Origin of the sequence: Methanoculleus horonobensis, from assembly GCF_001602375.1 — an archaeon.
GTDB classification, from domain to species: Archaea; Halobacteriota; Methanomicrobia; order Methanomicrobiales; family Methanoculleaceae; genus Methanoculleus; species Methanoculleus horonobensis.
In genome coordinates this window covers 52,908-70,062 of the sequence record NZ_BCNY01000015.1, presented here as the reverse complement: position 1 = coordinate 70,062, position 17,155 = coordinate 52,908, and the positions used below count along the sequence as shown (strand labels likewise).

Below are 17,155 nucleotides of genomic sequence, written 5' to 3'. Positions count from 1 at the left end.
TGCAGTCTGCCGGGACCGGGGCCGGGAGGCCCGAACGACTGCTCTAAATGCGTGAAGGGCCTATACTTCATGCATGGAGGTCTCGCCTGCTATCGCCCGGTACTTCGACGAACTCGGGGCAGGGCTCGAGGCTGCGATGCGGCTTGCCGCCGCCGCACGCACCCGGGGGCTCGATCCGAGAACGGAGATCGAGATCCCGGTGGCAAGCGACCTCGCCGACCGTGTCGAAGCGCTCCTCGGCTACAAAGGGATCGCGGCCCGGATACGGGAGCTCGAGGCGGAGATGTCCCGCGAAGAGGCGGCGCTCAAGATCGGCGACGATTTCGTGGCCCGGAAGTTCGGCGAGACCACGCCGGAGGAGATCCTCGACCACGCCATCAGGGGAGCGATGGCGCTCCTGACGGAGGGCGTGGTTGCCGCCCCGACGGAGGGGATCGGGAAGGTCAGTCTCGGGAAGAACGACGACGGGACGGAGTACCTGAAGATCTACTACGCGGGCCCCATCCGGAGCGCGGGCGGGACGGCGCAGGCACTCTCGGTGCTGGTGGGCGACTACGTGCGCCAGGCGCTCGGGATCAACCGCTACATTCCCCGCCCGGAGGAGGTGGAGCGCTACATCGAGGAGATCCGGCAGTACAACAACATCATGAGCCTCCAGTATCTCCCGAGCGAGAAGGAACTCCGGACGATCATCGAGAACTGCCCGGTCTGCATCGACGGCGAGCCGACGGAGCAGCAGGAGGTGAGCGGCTACCGGAACCTGGAGCGGGTGGAGACGAACACCGTCCGGGGCGGGATGGCGCTCGTCGTCGCGGAAGGGTTGGCGCTGAAGGCCCCGAAAGTCTTAAAAAACGTCCGCAAGATGAAGATGGAGGGCTGGGACTGGATCGAGGAGATGATCAGCGGCGGCCCGAAGAGCGACGACGACGATGCGAGCGCTGCGATCAAGCCGAAAGACAAGTACATCCGCGACCTGATCGGCGGCCGGCCGGTCTTTTCCTACCCGATGCGGAAGGGCGGGTTCCGGCTGCGCCTCGGCCGGGCGCGGAACACCGGGTTTGCGGCCGCAGGCTTCAACCCGGCGACGCTGCACATCCTCGGTGACTTCCTCGCGGTCGGGACGCAGATGAAGGTCGAGCGGCCGGGGAAGGCTGCGGGGGTCGTGCCGGTCGACTCGATCCAGGGGCCGACGGTCAAACTCCGGAGCGGGGAGGTGTGCCGGGTGGACGACGCGGCGGAGGCCCGGCGGCTCGCGGGGCAGGTGGACGAGATCCTGGACGTCGGCGAGATGCTGGTCAGTTTTGGGGAGTTCATGGAGAACAACCACCCGCTGATGCCCCCGGCCTACTGCGAGGAGTGGTGGATGCTCGAGGGCGGCCCCCGCCACCCGGAGAACGAACTCGAAGCGATCGAGTTCGCGCTCGACGGGGCTCCGCTCCATCCCGACCACACCTACATGTGGGACGACGTCGCCCCGGCCGATATAGCCCGCCTCGCGGAAGCGGTCAGCGCCGGCGGGACGATCGAGGACGGGGTGCTGATGATCCGAAACACCCCCGAGACGAAGGCGGTCCTCGAGGAGATCCTGGTGCCCCACCACCTCTCGGGTGACCGGCTGGCGATCCGCGAGCACCTGGTCTTCCTCGCCTGCCTCGGGCTGACGCTGCAACTGACGAAGCGGCCGGCGTGGCAGGACGCGCCGATGGAGAACTCGCTCGATCTGGTGATGCACCTCTCGGGCTTTACGGTGCGCTCGCGGGCGGGAACCCGGATCGGCGGCCGGATGGGGCGGCCGGGGAAGTCGAAGCCGCGGGAGATGCGCCCGCCGCCTCACTCCCTCTTTCCGATCGGCGACGACGGCGGCGCCCGCCGGTCGTTCCAGGCGGCCTGCTCCTCGAAGCCCCGGTCGAACACCGACGGGGGGGTGATCGAGGCGGAGGTCGGGGAGCGGCAGTGCCCCGCCTGCGGCGCCTTCACCTACAAGAACCTCTGTGAGTGCGGGGCGCACACGAACCCGGTCTTCCGGTGCCCGAAGTGCGGCAAGGACGTCGGCCAGGCCATCTGCCCCCGGTGCAACATGCCGACGGTCTGCCTCCAGAAGGTCACGATCAACGTGAAGGCGGAGTATCTGGCGGCGATGGAGAGCCTCGGGGTGCGCGAGTCCTCGGTCGCGCTCTTAAAGGGCGTGAAAGGGCTGATCTCGCGCGAGCGGCCGGTGGAGCCGATCGAGAAGGGGATCCTCCGGGCGTTGCAGAACCTTTATGTCTTCAAGGACGGCACCGTCCGCTACGATATGATCGACCTTCCCCTGACCCATTTCCGGCCGGACGAGGTCGGTGTCCCGATCGAGCGGCTCCGGGAGCTCGGCTACACCCACGACACCTACGGCCGGGAACTCGTCTCGGACGACCAGGTGCTGGAACTTCGCCACCAGGACATCCTGGTCTCGCAGGACTGCGGCGAGTGGCTCGTCCGGGTGGCGAAGTTCGTCGACGATCTCCTGGTGCGGCTGTACGGGCTCGAACCGTTCTATAAGGCGGAGAAGCCGCTCGACCTGGTCGGCCACCTCCTGATGGGGCTTGCCCCGCACACGAGCGCCGGGGTTCTCGTCCGGTTGATCGGGTTCTCGAAGGCCCCGGTCGGCTACGGCCACCCGTTCTTCCACGCGGCGAAACGGCGGAACTGTTTCGCAGGCGATACGGAGATCACCGTCTCCGACGGCCGGGGGTGGACGACGATGCCGATCCGGCAGTTCGTGACGGAGAGCTTCGATCTCTCGAAGCCGGGGCTTGACCACGTGGGAACGTTCTACTCCGATCCGAAGCAGCCGTTCTACGTCAGGAGCATCGATTCGCAGGGGAAGACTAGCGTCAAAAAGGTGACGTCCGTCTCCGTCCACCGCGCCCCGGCGCACCTCGTCCGGTTCGTAACAGGCCGGGGGAAGATCCTCACGGTGACGCCCGACCACGCGATGCTGGTCTGGGACACGGATTATCTCCGGAAGGTCAAGGCGCTCGAGGTCGCGGTCGGCGACCGCGTCCCGGTGGAGGAGGGCGGGCTCGTCGTGGCGGACGAGGTCGTCTCCCGCGAGACGGTGCAGGCGCTCGACGACCGGGTCTACTGCCTGACGGTTGCCGAGAACCACACCCTCGTCGCGAACGGGATCTTCTGCGGGCAGTGCGACGGCGACGAGGACTGCGTGATGCTCCTCCTCGACGGCCTGATCAACTTCTCCCGTGCCTACCTCCCCGAGACCCGGGGCGGGACGATGGACGCACCGCTCGTCCTGACGACCCGGATCGACCCGGCGGAGGTCGACAAGGAGAGCCACAACGTCGACGTCTGCGACCACTACCCGATCGAGGTCTACAACGGCTGTCTCGCCTACGCCCACCCCAAAGACCTCGATGCGTTCGTCGACCGGGTGGAGCGGCGGCTCGGGACCCCGGCGCAGTGTGAGGGGTTCTCTTTCACCCACCAGACATCGAACATCTCGGCGGGGCCGCTCGAGTCCACCTACACGAGGCTCGGGTCGATGCTCGACAAACTCGAGGCGGAGCTCGATCTCGCGAAGAGGATCCGGGCGGTTGACGAGGACGATGTTGCCGAACGGGTCTTGAACACCCACTTCATCCGCGACCTCCAGGGCAACCTGAACGCGTTCTCCAAACAGAAAGTCCGGTGCATGAAGTGCAACGCGAAGTACCGGCGGATGCCGCTCGCGGGGAAGTGCACCCGCTGCGGCGGCAACGTCATCCCGACCGTCCACGAGGGCTCGGTGAAGAAGTACCTGGAGATGTCGCGCAACATCTGTGCGACCTACGCGATATCGGACTACACGAAGCAGCGGGTGGAGGTGCTCTTCATGCAGATCGAGTCGACCTTCGGCGAGCCCCCGGAGAAGCAACTGGGGCTCGCGGATTTCATGTAGAGGGGCCGGAGGGCGCCGGAGGGCGTGCCGGGATCGCGTCTCCGCCCGCCGGGGCCGCCCGCCATCAAGCTCATTACTTTTGAGGTTCAAGAGGTACAGGCGCGAGTGTTACCGAGCGGCCAAAGGTGATCGACTCAAGATCGATTCTCGAAGGAGTTCGCAGGTTCGAATCCTGCCACTCGCATTTTTTGGTATTTCATTTAATAGCGCCAAGGATGACTGAAATAGGGGCGCTACAAGACATTGTTGCGGTAAAACAGTTAAAATTTGTTTGGCAGTAAGGATTAGTTTATGAAAGAATTTCGGTTAAGGATAATCCAAAATGTAACGATGATTACAATTAATGATATAAGAGAGCCAATACTATTCACATAGCCGCGATTGGACGTTATATATATCCCTATTACTTGAAGAAGAACTCCAAGACCGAATAAGAAAGAAAAATCTTTTAAATAAATGGCTAAGGCCATTGGGACGAGACTAATGAGTAAGAGCCCAAAATATATAATTAGTACGCCTGGGGGTCTGGTCAATTTAATGTATATTTCATCATTCTCTATCTGGACACTCCCGATGAGATCAGATCCGTATGGCATTTCAACGTTTTGCTCTTCCTTGACCAATAAAGGAGGATACACATCAATTTTTGCTACATAATTATCAAAGGGATACCAGATCTTATTCCCTTCAGGGTACACATATTTAGCGAAAACTATCTGACCATTAGCATCCAAACCAATGTTGTCTGTAATCGCACTATTTTTGGATGGATATGTAAATTTTAGTTGATTAACTCCCTTGTTTGATATGTTAACTGCCAATGTCGGTTTAAAACTAAGGGAATCTCTTAGATTTCCAATATCGACTTCGTCAATCCTAACGTGGAAGGTGATAAGCGCAGGAAACAAGGATAATTTTAATTTACCCTTCTCAGGCTCATTTATTGGTTTTTCAACGTATAGATAGTAGGAACCATTGATGTTTTTAAAAATATAGTTAAACCAATTCGAAGTTTCAGAAATTATTAGTGCTTTATCGTTACCATAAACCACAGTGGGGTCTGATATAGGTACATTAATTATATCGTCAATTCTTTTATTTCCCACATTCTTGGGCCATTGACCTAATTCAAAAATAAGTGGAGAAAAATGCGAGATATCAGGATTTGTTATTGAGTAATTCACTTCAAAATATATTCTCTGGGCAATTGGAGGATCCAGATATTCATCTATACCCGCTAAATATGTTCCAGATGAGTTGCTTGATGCAGCTTTACTTGATGCAGCTTTAATCATATCGGGGGTGGACTTCCCAACAACTTCCCATTCACCAGTTTTCTCATTGCGAGCGAGCGTAGTAGTACTTATCATGGATGGTGGGTTTTTAGAATGTGCGCGTCCAAGCAGAACAAAATCAACAGAGATGTCAGGGGTATCTAAATTAGATATTGGAAATTGGTAATCCTCCCTTTCCATTGTATATCCCCATTCAATTTTTTCGATCAAAGGAGAATTACCAAATTCTAGCGTGGGTATCGAGTTACGATTATATTTTATCGCGGGTACAGCAGAGACATTTACAATTATGAAAATGAATAGCAGGCTGCAAATTAAAGATATTTTTACATAGTCCATGTGTTCAAAATATCTAGTACTCGAATAAATACGTTGCTATAACTAGCAAAGTCAAACTTCCGAGAGTATAACTATTCTAAATAATTTATTACACATTCTGCAGTTATCACCTGCATATAGCGTTTTTCATGATTACTTCCAGTAATCGTGCTCTAAATCCATGAATCACACAAGAACGACTTCTTCGACTGCTGATACATGCAATTGCAGGAGTTCACTCCTTCAAACCCCTGAATATGAAGATATACTCCTTGCCCGACTTCCGCTTCGCCAGGTATCCCAACTCTTCGAGTCGGAAGAGATCGCTTCTTGCCGTTCCATAGGCCACACGGTATGTCTCGACGATCTCCTTGATCGTGATCGGCTTATCCGGATGTTTGATAAGGGATTTGATGATCTCTGCCTGGCGAAGGCTCAGCCCCTCGTTCTTTTGAAGAATGGTCAACGTCTGTTTGCTCTCTCCCTGCTTCTTCTCGATGTACTTCCGGATATTGTCGACCGCGGTCTTTACTGCCGCGAGATTGTAGCGGATGAAATACGTGAGGTCGTTTTCGTCGCTCTCGGTGTAGAGGTATGCGAGTTTGTACTGCCCCTCCGCGTCTTTTATCGCTCTCGATACCGCCATATATTCGAACAGCCAGTAGTCCTTCCGCAGCATATACCAGTAAAAGATACTCCGTGCAGTCCGACCATTTCCGTCATTGAACGGATGTATGTATCCTATCAGGAAGTGCAGGATGATGCCTTTGATCACCGGATGGATGAACTGCCCGTCGTCGTTGTTTGCAAAGGCGCAGAGTTCCTCGATGAGTCCTTCGATCAACGCGAAATCGGGAGGCGTGTGCAGGACATTGCCCCGCATATCAAAGACCCTGATCTCGTTGTTGTCCCTGAATCTCCCTTCGTCGTTCGGATCTTCGAGCGTATCCCGGGTGATGGTCTTGTGGATCTCTAAGATCAACTCCGGGGTCAGATCTTCGTCTTTTACCTGCGTGATCCTCTTCATCGTGATGTAGTTATTCAGGATCATCCTCTCGTCTTTCGTGGCGGGCTTCCTCTGTTCACGGAGCATCTTTTTTGCAATCGTCCTCGTGACTGCGGCTCCTTCAATCTGGCTCGATGCAATCGCCTCTTCCATCAGGGAGTTGGTGATGAACCGGTTCCGATCCTGGGGCCGCGAATCGAGGCCCGATGAGATGATCTCCGCTGCCGATCTGTCGAGAAAATGAAGGTTTTCGAGAAAATCATCAAGAAGGTTATATTTCAGCCGAAGATCGTCGAACGAGACATATTTCATATCCCTCTCTCTGAAGGCCTTCATCAGTATCCAGACGTAAAGGGGGTCTACCGGGAGATCGCGCCATTTGAGTTCCTCCCAGTGCAGGTACCGTTTGTTGTAGTTGAAGACCGCGTCGATCACATCTCTGGTATCCGCATGCTCCCAGGCCTTCTTTACATCTGCCGGAGAGTATTCGGGAGTGCGAGGGGGTTTCATGGTTTAATTTCATCTATTGCTTCGATCCTTATTATCATTATCTATCAAAATGTAACAAATTGATAGATGTTGTAGATGAGGGGATAGAGAGGTTGCTCGGGTACGCCTGTGCAGATGACAATTCCCCACAGATGCCTTTATGTATCTCAGTTGACATATACTCAACAAATGATGACAAGGGATCAACATGTGTTGAATGTAACTCAACAAATGGATAACCCCACCCGGCAACCCCCGCACAACAAGACCCCGGAGCCCACCCCGGCCGGGGACCTCCACCCCTGGGACTTCCTGGACGATTACGGCTCGCTCCTCCGGAAGTCGTCGCTGATCCTCCTCGTCGTCCTCGGAAGGGAATACACGAAACAGTTTCACGTCCGGGATCTCTCGCGGATGGTGGGGCGCGACGTCTCGCTCGTCAGCAGAAACCTCAAAGACCTGGAGGCGATGGGTCTGGTCACCCGTGATGACGTGGGAAACCTCGCCTTTTACCAGGCGAGGATGGAGAGCGTTCTCCTCCGGCAGATGAAGATCTGGTTCACACTCCTGGAACTGCAGCCCCTCGTCCGCGACCTGCAGGACGTGACGACGAGCGTCGTCCTCTACGGCAGTTGTGCACGAGGGGAGGATACGTCTTCGAGCGATATCGACCTCTATATCGAGACCGCCGAAAAAGAACCCGTCCGGGAGGTGCTGGAACGGCACCGGGCCGCTCTCTCGCGGGAACTCTCCCCGGTCGTCCATACCCCGGACGAAACCTATCGATTAAAGACTGGGGATGCCCCATTCTTCGATAGTATCCGACAGGGGATTGTTCTAAGCGGGTGAAGAATGTCATACAGGTTTCAGGACTGCGTGAACCGCCGGGGTGTGGTCAAACGCCCCGCAAGCAGGGCGATGGTCGAGAAGGAGTTAGTCGAAGCGAAACGAGATCTCGATTCGGCGAAGAACTCTTTCTGTGACTCGGACTTCAAGTGGACGATCATCAAGGCATACTATTCTATGTTCCACACCTGCAAATCGCTGCTCTTTAGCGCCGGTTACGTCGAGAAAAGCCACGAGTGCCTTATAGCCGCCATCGAAGAGCTATTCGTCGAAAAAGGTGTGCTCCCTGCTGCAGTTGTCTCCGACCTCCGGAGGGCGAAGACCGCACGGGAGGCCGCCGACTATGGTCTGACGTACGGTGAAGCCTCCGCAAACGGAACCGTGCACGATGCCGGGGAGATCTTCGAGATAGTCTCCGGTTATCTTGCAGGAGAGGGGTTCGAGACGCCTTCCCCGTGATCGCCGGGAGAAGTCCCCGCCATCCCCATCCTATCGTCGAGCCAGTCGAACTTGGCGCCGAACGATTGCGCGAACGCCCCGAGCTGGCAGTGCGACCCGGCACCGTAGTCGTCGGAGAAGACCATAAGTTCCCGCTCGCAGGTGAGGTGGTCGTAGAGCGCCTTCGCCTGCACCCCGTCCGGGTCGAAGTGGTCGGCCGCACCGGCACAGACCAGCGTGGGGCAGCGTATCTCTTCGGCAACCCCGGCGAGCGAAAATTCCATCCACTTCGCCCAGAACTCCGCCGGCGACCCGACATCAAAGACGAACATCCCGTTCTCGTTCAGCCATCGGGTGCCGGTATCGTGGGCCATGACGTCGCGGATGGCGTCGTTGAACTCGACCGGATCCGTCTGCAGCCACTCCCGGAGTTCGTCTTCCGTCAGGTTCCCTGCCCCGCCGGCCTCCAGGTTCGCGAGGAGCGTCTGTCCGACATCGTAGGTGCCCCCGTCCGCGACCAGCGCCGCGATCCGGGGCTCGTATGCGGCACCGCGGGGAGCGAGGTAGCCCCCGAGCGAGATCCCCCAGAGCGCAATCCGACCTTCGTCGACGTCGGGCCGGCTCACCGCGTAGTCCACGACGGGCCCGATCACCTTCTCCCAGTCGTGGCGGAACGGGATCTGCTGAACCCGTATCACTTCGCCCTGGCCCGGCCCCTCGAACGTCAGGACGTTGTATCCGCGCCGGATCCCCTCCATCGCGTACGGGTGGAGTTCCTCCTGGCAGCCGTCGAAGCCGGTCTGGACGATGAGCAGCGGCCGGGGTCTGCCGGAGTCGTCGACCGCATAGAAGTAGCCCGACAGCGTGGTATTCTCGTACGGGACGGCGACGATCTCGTAGGGGACGGCGTCGAGCGCGAGCGCGTTGCGGAACGTTTCCCGGCTCATCCCCCACGTCTCCACGATGCGGGGATCGGTGGCGTTGCCGTGCAGGAAGAACTCGGCCGTCCGGTAATACGTCGCGGCCCGGTAGTATGCCTCCATCGCGGTGACCCTGTGCCCGGCGGCGAGACTCTCGTCGCCCGCCGCCCTGAAGTTGTCTGCGGTCGCTTTCCACTCGCCATACCAGCTCTCGAAGTCCCCTTCCCTGATCCTGGACGCAGTGGCAAGGCACTCGCCGATATCGGCCTCTCCCGAATACGAGGCGCCGAGTGTCCGCTGGAGTTCGAACGCAAACTCCCGATCCGTAAACACGAGCGCCGGGCAGTCGGAGGCCTGTGCGGCAACCGGCGTGGCGGGAGGCGATACTGGCGACTGCTCGCCCGTCGCGCTGCAGCCCGCGAAGACGACGGAGAGGATTGCGATGAAAAGGGTGATCGTGGTTATCAGGGTTCTGCCGGGTTTCACGGTGGATCGTAAAAGGATCACGTAACAGGGGAGATAATGGTTGCGATGTTCGTGCGGACTCTCGATACGTCGCCTATTAAAAAAAGGTTGCATAACTGTCCGGCCCCGCCATGCGCCGGTGGTATGATGAGCCGGGCGGCGATGCAGGGGGGGGTTCGGGACGCCCTCCCCGTGATCGCAGAGGTGCGCCCGGCGGAGGGTGATGACAACGCTCTCGTACTCAACCGGACCCGGTTTTTAGCACAACCTGAACTACAGAACCCCGCAAAAAAAGGTTTCACTCCGCCCCGGGCTTCACGTCGACGGCAACCCCCGGCGGGGCAAACTGCCGTTTCACCATCGAGAAAAGATACGGCAGAGCGAGCGCAAACGCCGCAGATCCGAACGCCAGGAAGAGGTTGCCGTAGGTCGCGACAACCGCGATGACCGGCACCATGGCAAGCGTGGAGACGAACAGGCCGAGGTTCATGGTCACCGAGAACCCGCCGCTTGCCCTGCCGATGAACGGTTTCGGCGTGATCGCGGCGATCCAGCTCAGGATCGTCGGCATCAGGATGCCCTGGGCCAGACCGACGAGGATCACGGAGACCCCGACGGCGGGAAGCGACGTGGCAAACCCGAGGCCGCACAGACCGGTTCCGAAGAAGGCAAAGCAGAGGGTGAGCAGGGTATACCGGTGGAACCTCCAGGCAACTCTCCCGTAAACGAGTCCCACGAGCGAGGAGGCGCAGCCCATGGCTCCGAGGAATATCCCGGCGGTAAGCGCGAAGTTTTCGCCCAGGATCCGCGCTGCATCCAGATTCGCAATCAGGTACGGGAACTTCGTGGGCACCAGAAAGAAGAGCAGGTTCCCGAGGAACACGGTTGCATATGCAGGGAGGAGGAGGGAGGCCGGGAAGGTCTCTTCGGGTGCTCCCGCCGTCTTCTCGACGTTCACGCGAGCGGGTTCCCTCATCGTCAGGAGAACGCCCGCGAGAATGACGACACCGACCAGATAGATGAGAAACGCCGCACGCCAGGATATCCCTGCGAGATAACCGCCGCTGGTCTCGAGGACCACCACTCCCATGCCCATTGCGGCCGCCTGGTATCCGAGCACCCTGGTGCGGGAGATCCCATCGTAATAACAGACGATCAGGGCGGACGTCGTGCAGATGATCCCGGCGATGCCGATCCCGAGGATGAACCTCCCGGCCAGTATTGCGGGTAAGGAGGTGAGGAAATATCCGGAGCATCCCGCGATGGAGAAGATAGCAACAGAGACGGCAAGGACCGGTATTTTACCGATCCTGTCCGAGAGTTCTCCGACGAAAAAGCCGGTGAGGGCTATCGCAAGCGCGGGAAGTGTAATGATCATGGAGATCGTGGCTTCTGGTTCATCGGGAAATGCTTCGCTGATCAACGGTAGAGCCGGCGCGACTGCAGCTCCTCCCATGAGAACCATCATGGCTGCAAGCAGGAGGAAAAGCAGCGTCCATCTCGTTGGTCTGAACGGTGTAACCATGCCTTATTCAGTTGTCCGTAATGCGACATGAAGGAAGTGCACCTGAATACAGTAGCAGATTGCCGTGATCGATGATTCGTCGTTGTTCCACTCGAGACCGGATGAGCAGGGGTGAGAGCGGAGTGTATGCAATCCCGTCGGCTTGCGGTTGGCGATCCCCCGCGGAATCCGCGAAGATCCCCGTGGCGGAGGTGGGGAGAGCGCATCGTAATCCGGTTTGACAGGATTAGAGCGGTAAGAAACTGCGTATGAAAAGATTATTCCATCAACGTCCGCAATCCTGAATATGAACCCCGGAACCCACCCCATACCAACGATACGCTGCCCGGACTGCAATCTTCCGCTTCAGGTTACGGTCGAGCACCTGCAAGAGAACAGACCGATCGTCTGCGGCGGCTGCGGCAGGCTTGTGACCCTTCGCGACGCCGACGGATCGGTTGAAGACCGCCTAAAAGAGTTCAGGGCGGCGGCTGAAGACCTCGACCGCCGCACGAAGCGCTGACCGGTTCGGTCGTAGCGATAAAAATAGCCGGAGGAGGGCTCCTCCCCCGTATCCCGTTATCCCCGGACCCCGGCTGTGTCGGTTGGGACCCTGACTTCAAATCCCAGAGCGCGTTCAAGGGAATTCTTTAGATCGTTGAAGAAGGTGAAGACCGGTTCGAGCAGTTCCTGGGGTTTCGCTCTTTGTTCAACGCTGAGTATCCCTCCCTCATAGATCGTCCTTGTCCCGGAGTCCCAGATCTCAACGGTCACCACACCCTCTCTGATAAACAGGGTATCGCCGACAAGCAGGCTATCTCCTCTATATACAGGAAAGATCCGGGCATTTCTAAGGATCTCCGCTCTGCCCTGAATAGATGTCACCGTTCCTGCTTCAGTTTGTCCGTAATCCACGTAAATTATCCCGCTGCCCGACGGGGTTTCCGTCACCTCGGGAGCCGCCGCCTGTCCGGAGCTGCCGCCTGCCCGTTCGATCAGGATCGCGGTTCCCCCGGTGCCTCCGCCGAGCATCGTCGTATCGCTCCTGTCGACGAGCTGGATGTCTGCAAACGAGCCGCGCTGCAGGGTGATGATATCTTTATGGCGGAGTGTGTCGCCCACGCCGGCAGGCTGAACGCTCGTGCCGCGCGTGATGGTGATGGAATACGCACCGACATCCGAAGCCGGGGTGATCGAGACGATTCGACCGAGAACAGTCTCATCCGTGTAGACCTGCAGTGTGGTATGCGAGCCGGCCTGCGCCGCTGCCGGCGGAACGCAGAGCATGAGGAGCCCGAAGATGAGAAGGAGACGACAACAGTTCGATAGGGATTGCATAATAGTGAATGAAATATCTTGTATAAAAAATATTAGTAAAGAAAACCGCCGGGTGTGAATAATATTGGCGGATTCTGGGATTTAAGGAAAAATAATATCACAAACAGCGGTAAAGAACACGGTACCCGCAATGATCATATAGTCTCGCGAAATCTGCGTGGCGCCGCCCGCGACACCCCTTCGCGAGACGGTTCCCTGCTGCCCGAGAGTGCCGGGCAACCACTCAAAAAAAGAGGATTATCCGATCCGCTGGTTGGTCTTCGGATCCATGTAGAGCGGGTCGCGAGGTTTGGAGGCTTCTCCCAGTTCCGCGGTCGGGAACGGGAACTTCTCGAAGAGCGACGTGAAGATGTAGTCCAGGAGTTTGTCGGCCGCTTTGATCGGGTCTATGAAGACATACCAGTCGATCTCCCGGTCCGAATTGGGGACGCCGACCTTCACCTTCACATAGAGAGTCTCGGCAGCCGCCGTTCCTAACTCCTGCGTCACATAGGACGCACCGAAGCCGAAGAGCCCCTCCACGTACTTCTGGAGGATAGGGCCTACCGCCACGTCTTCCGTGAGGGTGTTCACGCCCGGAACCGCGAGTTTGCCCTCCGGCATCATGTCCTCGAGCATCCTGGCTGCCGACGAGTTCAGGAGCTTGGAGAGGCCCGATTTCGGGTCGTTGACCTTGCCCTTGAGGAAGCCCGAGAACTTGTTCGAGAAGAACTCGAGCGAGATGTCGGAGAACGACGAGATGATCGCGTTATACAGGCTGCGTTTGCCGTTCTCGTCGAGATCGAAGGAGTAGTGGCGCACCAGATTGAAGACGCAGAGCCCTGCGATCACCTGGGCGAGTTTCTTCGGGTTTGCCTTCCCGAGATCCTCGAAGCAGGACTTGGTGTAGTTCTCGATCATCTCGGAGATGTGCACACCGACCTTGATCTCGTCCCAGTTCACCCCGTTGCCCATGAAGAGGTCGGCCGACATCTCGCCGATCAGTTCGACCGTAAGCTCCTTCGTCGGGGTGAGGATCGCCTCTCCCGCGGGCCCCGTGTAGATGGTCATGAGGTACGAGAACGCCTGATCGCCGAACCACTTCACGACGGAGAGGAAGGTGATCCAGTCGTCCATGGTCTCGGCGGTCTCCATGAAGTCCGCCGACTCCTGGGTGTAGTAGACGATCGAGTCGTAGACGATCTTCTTGCTCATCAGGCGGAGCTCGGCGGCATTGAAGTTCTGCACGTTCTCCCGCAGGAACCGGGCGGTGTCCGGATTGATGCCGAACTTCTGGATCCTCTTCTTTAAGTTCGCAAGTTCGGTCTCGCGATCCTTGCGCACCCCGAGTTTGTCGCCGATGAGGCGGATCGGGAGATCGAGTTCATAGGTCTCGTCGCCGTACTCGCAGGTGATCGGGAGTTCCAGGAAGTAGGGGTTCCTCTCGTCCTCGCCGATCTGCTGGGCGGGGGTGAACTTGTAGGCCTTGTTGGTGTTGTCCGGCTTCTTCTCGATGGTGTACTTGAACCTCGAGGCAAGGACCTCCGTCCTCTGGTCGGTTCCCTTGAGCTCGCCGAACTCGGGCGCGTACTCCGTCCCGTCCAGGAGTTTCACCACTTCCTTCTCGTTCTCGGTCACCCTGACGGCGAGGTTCACGATGAATCCGGTCGCTGCAACGTCGTCTTCTTCGGTGTCGAGATCGTCGTAGGCCGCGAACTGGGCGTGTCCCTCGTCGTCGTAGACGACGTCGGTGACGCTGATGCCCTCGGGATAGAAGATCACCGTGAACGCTTCTTCGACGATCTCGTCATCCTCGCAGGTGGCGATGACTCTGGCGCCGTATCTCGTCACCGGCGCTCCCTTCTCGGGCAGCGGGCTCGTGTTGACGATCTTTGCAATGTAGTGCGTATCGTCGATCTTCTCTAGCGAGCTCGTGAACGGCGCCTCGTCGAGTTGGGTGATCGTGACCTCCTTGGGCGGTTCTATGAAGTCGACGAGTTCGACCTCGACGTCGTAGGTCAGCCCGTCGCCGTAGAGGACGTTCAGCCGCATGTCCATCGCCGCCCCCTGCTCGGGGAACTTGATCCTCGGCTCGCCGATGATCCGGAAGTGGATGTTGTTCGTGAACGACCCGCCCTTTCCGGTGTAGGCCACCCTGACGATGCCTTCCTCCGCGAGTTCGTTCTCGTCCGCAGATACGAACGCTCCCATGTAACTGCCGGCGAGCGTCTGATCCTCGACCCGGAGCCCGCCGCCGGAGGTTATCGAGAGCGTCGCGGTGAGGTCGTCACGCTCGATCGTCTGGCCTTCCGCGGTGATCTCGATCATCTGGGCGTAGATGGTCTCGGGGCTCTTTCCGCAGACGATATAATCCTCGAAGTCTTTGCGGATCCTCATCCGGTAGGTGCTGGTGCGCTCCGTCTCGCTGCCGCCGTTGCCGCCACCGCCGCCGGCCGCCGCTGCAGCGCCCGCAACCGCGGCTCCCGCGGCACCGATCCCGGTTATAACCGCGAGCGGTATGCCGTAATCGCTCTCACCGGCACCCCCGCCCGGGGTATCGATGGAGAAGCTGCCGCCGCCGTAGCCGCCGAAGACCTCTTCGTAGTTCCCGACGATGAGCGTTCCCTTTGCGTTCGCCGCATCGGCGATGATCGAGTCCATGACCTTGTTCGCATCCTCGTACGCCCTTTTCATCTCGGAGAGTGCTATAGCTACCTGGTTCTCCGAGGGATACGGATCATACGTCAATGACCGGCCGTTGTCATGTTCGAGGCCGACATGACCGCGCAACCTGATGTGGGCGAGCCCCGAGCCCGTCGGGTAGAAGTCCTCACGGATCACGTAGTAGGTGAACGTGTTCTCCAGGTGGTTGTCCATGGAGCCGCCGCCGGCCGCCCAGTTGGAGTCGTCCGTCAACTCGCGCACGCCGACGACGCGGTGTCCGTTTATGGTCGTATCCACGTACTCGATCCTTGCGCTGGAAGTCTCGACCGATTTTTCGAGTTCGGTCTTCAAGTAGCTGGCATACTCGCTCACCGTCTTGTACTTCGTGGTGAGGCCGAACTCGGTGAACATGTAGCGGCCGCAGGTGACTTCTCCCGTACTCGTCCTGATCTCGCCGCCGCCTGCGTCGCCCTGATAGGTGTAACTGTAGACGTCTGTCGGGATCTCGGTCAGGACAAGCCGTTCAGCCTCGGGGTCAATCTTTCCGAGGTTGCCGATGATCAGCAGCGTGTTCTCGGTCGCAAGGAGTTCGTCCGTCCCTTTCTTGTAGACGCCGATCGGCATCTCGACGACGAACCCCTCGTCTTCCATGCTGTGGATGTACTTGCTCGCCAGTTTGTAGTCGTAACTGTTGGTATCGGTGAGCGAGTAGCTTGCAGCCGCGGTTCCGGAGAGGAAGAAGGCTGCAAGGAGGACAAGCAGCAGTCTCGCCATCGGCCTCATGCCGGGACACCTCCTGCCTGCTTCTGAACCGTAACCATGAGGACGGCACCGGCCGCCAGAAGGAGGAACCCGGCGATGTAACAGGTGTATCCCCCGAAGACGGAGAGGACGACGCCGAGACCGAACCCTCCGGCCCATCCCGCCATCACATGCGTGACCAGCCCGGAGTCGGCCCTGCCCTCTCTCGCAAAGACTGCGGCAAAGACCTGCCGCACGCAGCCCGCCCGGTTCGCCAGCGCACGGGCGGCGATGAGGAACGCCACGACCCCCACCATGCAGTTCATGATCGACGACGTTCCCGCAAGGAAGTTGTAGACGAAGAGGGCCGCGCCGCCGCCGATGAGAAGAGGAGAGATCGATGCGGCGTCCCATTTCTGCCCGGAGAACCTTGCAGCAAGAGAGCGAACGTTTGCTACGATGCTCTCACCGGATATCCCGCCGACGATGAGCAGCGTCGCGAAGTAGGCGATCAGCCCTTTCCCGATGAGGCCGCCAATGAGCCCCGGCACGCCGCCGGAGAGCCCGCCCCGCGCGAAGGTCAGGAAGGAGAGGGACTGCACGGGAGCCGGGTTGAACCCCAGGGCCGGAAGGATGGTCAGGGCAAACCAGACCAGGGCCATGGTTCCCGCGGTGATCAGGAGTTTTTTATTCTGCAAACCGCTCTTGAAGCCGTTGATCCTCTGTAGCACGCATCCTTTCATGACCTCGCCCGCGGTATGCCTGACCGGTATGCCCGCTGCATCGTCCGCAGCACCGGAGATGGCGAGTTCGCCGGAGAGGACGCACTCGCCTGCCTCAGCCGCTGCACGGCCCTCGCCGTCCCGGGCATAGCTGCCGTCGTCTGTACGCGGAGATGCCGCAGATTCTTCGCGCATCTCCTTGATACCCGCTGAAACGCTGGCCGATGCAGAGTCGATCGCCACGGTTGCCTTATCGGCGGCAACGGATGCGACCTCTTTGCACCTGCCAAAAATTTCGTTCACTTTGTCACTGTCTGCCATTACTGTTCAACACCCCTGAAAAGCCTTCCAATTTGGAAATATTTGGCCAATCTCCTCCGGAATCTGCGATATCGCAGAATCAACGACATTTCCCAATGGAAAATATTATATCATTGGTTTCGATGTATATAACCTATCCTAAACGTTTCGCCCGTGACACGGCTGGTGCAGGGGGACA

Annotated in this window: 11 protein-coding genes and 1 tRNA gene; 5 read left to right on the top strand and 7 right to left on the bottom strand. The window is 58.5% G+C overall.

Annotated elements, in window-relative coordinates; translation table 11 throughout:
• Positions 1-73: 73 nt before the first annotated feature.
• Positions 74-3,931 carry a DNA-directed DNA polymerase II large subunit gene (locus MCUHO_RS07985; RefSeq protein ID WP_067076469.1) on the top strand — a complete coding sequence of 1,286 codons (3,858 nt, stop codon included), beginning with the start codon at positions 74-76 and terminating at the stop codon, positions 3,929-3,931.
• Positions 3,932-4,032: 101 nt separating this feature from the next.
• A tRNA-Leu gene (locus tag MCUHO_RS07980) sits at positions 4,033-4,115 on the top strand.
• 100 nt (positions 4,116-4,215) lie between these two features.
• Here the strand turns inward: MCUHO_RS07980 and MCUHO_RS12625 are convergent.
• Positions 4,216-5,565 carry a hypothetical protein gene (locus MCUHO_RS12625; protein ID WP_153020021.1) on the bottom strand — a complete coding sequence of 450 codons (1,350 nt, stop codon included), beginning with the start codon at positions 5,563-5,565 and terminating at the stop codon, positions 4,216-4,218.
• A 214-nt stretch (positions 5,566-5,779) separates the two neighbouring features.
• Complete coding sequence (locus MCUHO_RS07975) at positions 5,780-7,060, bottom strand: Fic family protein (RefSeq protein WP_011844950.1); 1,281 nt, start codon at positions 7,058-7,060, stop codon at positions 5,780-5,782.
• 210 nt (positions 7,061-7,270) lie between these two features.
• Here MCUHO_RS07975 and MCUHO_RS07970 point away from each other — a divergent pair, with 210 nt between their 5' ends.
• Both MCUHO_RS07970 and MCUHO_RS07965 read left to right on the top strand, forming a co-directional pair.
• Positions 7,271-7,888, top strand: coding sequence for a nucleotidyltransferase domain-containing protein (locus MCUHO_RS07970; protein WP_067076465.1), 618 nt, complete (start codon positions 7,271-7,273; stop codon positions 7,886-7,888).
• Between the two features lie 3 nt (positions 7,889-7,891).
• A complete protein-coding gene (locus MCUHO_RS07965) occupies positions 7,892-8,344 on the top strand; it encodes a HEPN domain-containing protein (RefSeq protein WP_011844948.1) in 453 nt (150 codons plus the stop codon).
• Here MCUHO_RS07965 and MCUHO_RS07960 read toward each other — a convergent pair.
• Entirely contained in the window at positions 8,305-9,729 is a 1,425-nt protein-coding gene (locus MCUHO_RS07960; protein ID WP_067076461.1) for an alpha/beta hydrolase family protein, read from the bottom strand. The two genes, MCUHO_RS07965 and MCUHO_RS07960, sit on opposite strands and share 40 nt — an antisense overlap.
• Before the next feature lie 277 nt (positions 9,730-10,006).
• A complete protein-coding gene (locus tag MCUHO_RS07955) occupies positions 10,007-11,233 on the bottom strand; it encodes an MFS transporter (protein ID WP_067076456.1) in 1,227 nt (408 codons plus the stop codon).
• 286 nt (positions 11,234-11,519) lie between these two features.
• Here MCUHO_RS07955 and MCUHO_RS07950 point away from each other — a divergent pair, with 286 nt between their 5' ends.
• The gene (locus MCUHO_RS07950) at positions 11,520-11,735 is read left to right on the top strand and encodes a hypothetical protein (RefSeq protein ID WP_011844945.1); all 216 of its coding nucleotides are present in this window, start codon (positions 11,520-11,522) and stop codon (positions 11,733-11,735) included.
• Between the two features lie 56 nt (positions 11,736-11,791).
• On the opposite strand, the gene MCUHO_RS07945 is transcribed toward MCUHO_RS07950, so the two are convergent.
• The 3 genes from MCUHO_RS07945 to MCUHO_RS07935 all read right to left on the bottom strand — a co-directional run bounded on the left by MCUHO_RS07945 (position 11,792) and on the right by MCUHO_RS07935 (position 16,977).
• On the bottom strand, positions 11,792-12,550 hold the full coding sequence (locus MCUHO_RS07945; protein ID WP_011844944.1) for a hypothetical protein: 759 nt from the start codon (positions 12,548-12,550) through the stop codon (positions 11,792-11,794).
• A 237-nt stretch (positions 12,551-12,787) separates the two neighbouring features.
• The gene (locus tag MCUHO_RS07940) at positions 12,788-15,976 is read right to left on the bottom strand and encodes a hypothetical protein (protein WP_067076453.1); all 3,189 of its coding nucleotides are present in this window, start codon (positions 15,974-15,976) and stop codon (positions 12,788-12,790) included.
• Positions 15,973-16,977: a hypothetical protein gene (locus MCUHO_RS07935; RefSeq protein ID WP_067076450.1), complete on the bottom strand. Its 1,005-nt coding sequence runs from the start codon at positions 16,975-16,977 to the stop codon at positions 15,973-15,975. The genes MCUHO_RS07940 and MCUHO_RS07935 overlap by 4 nt, the downstream gene beginning before the upstream one ends.
• Positions 16,978-17,155 lie beyond the last annotated feature (178 nt).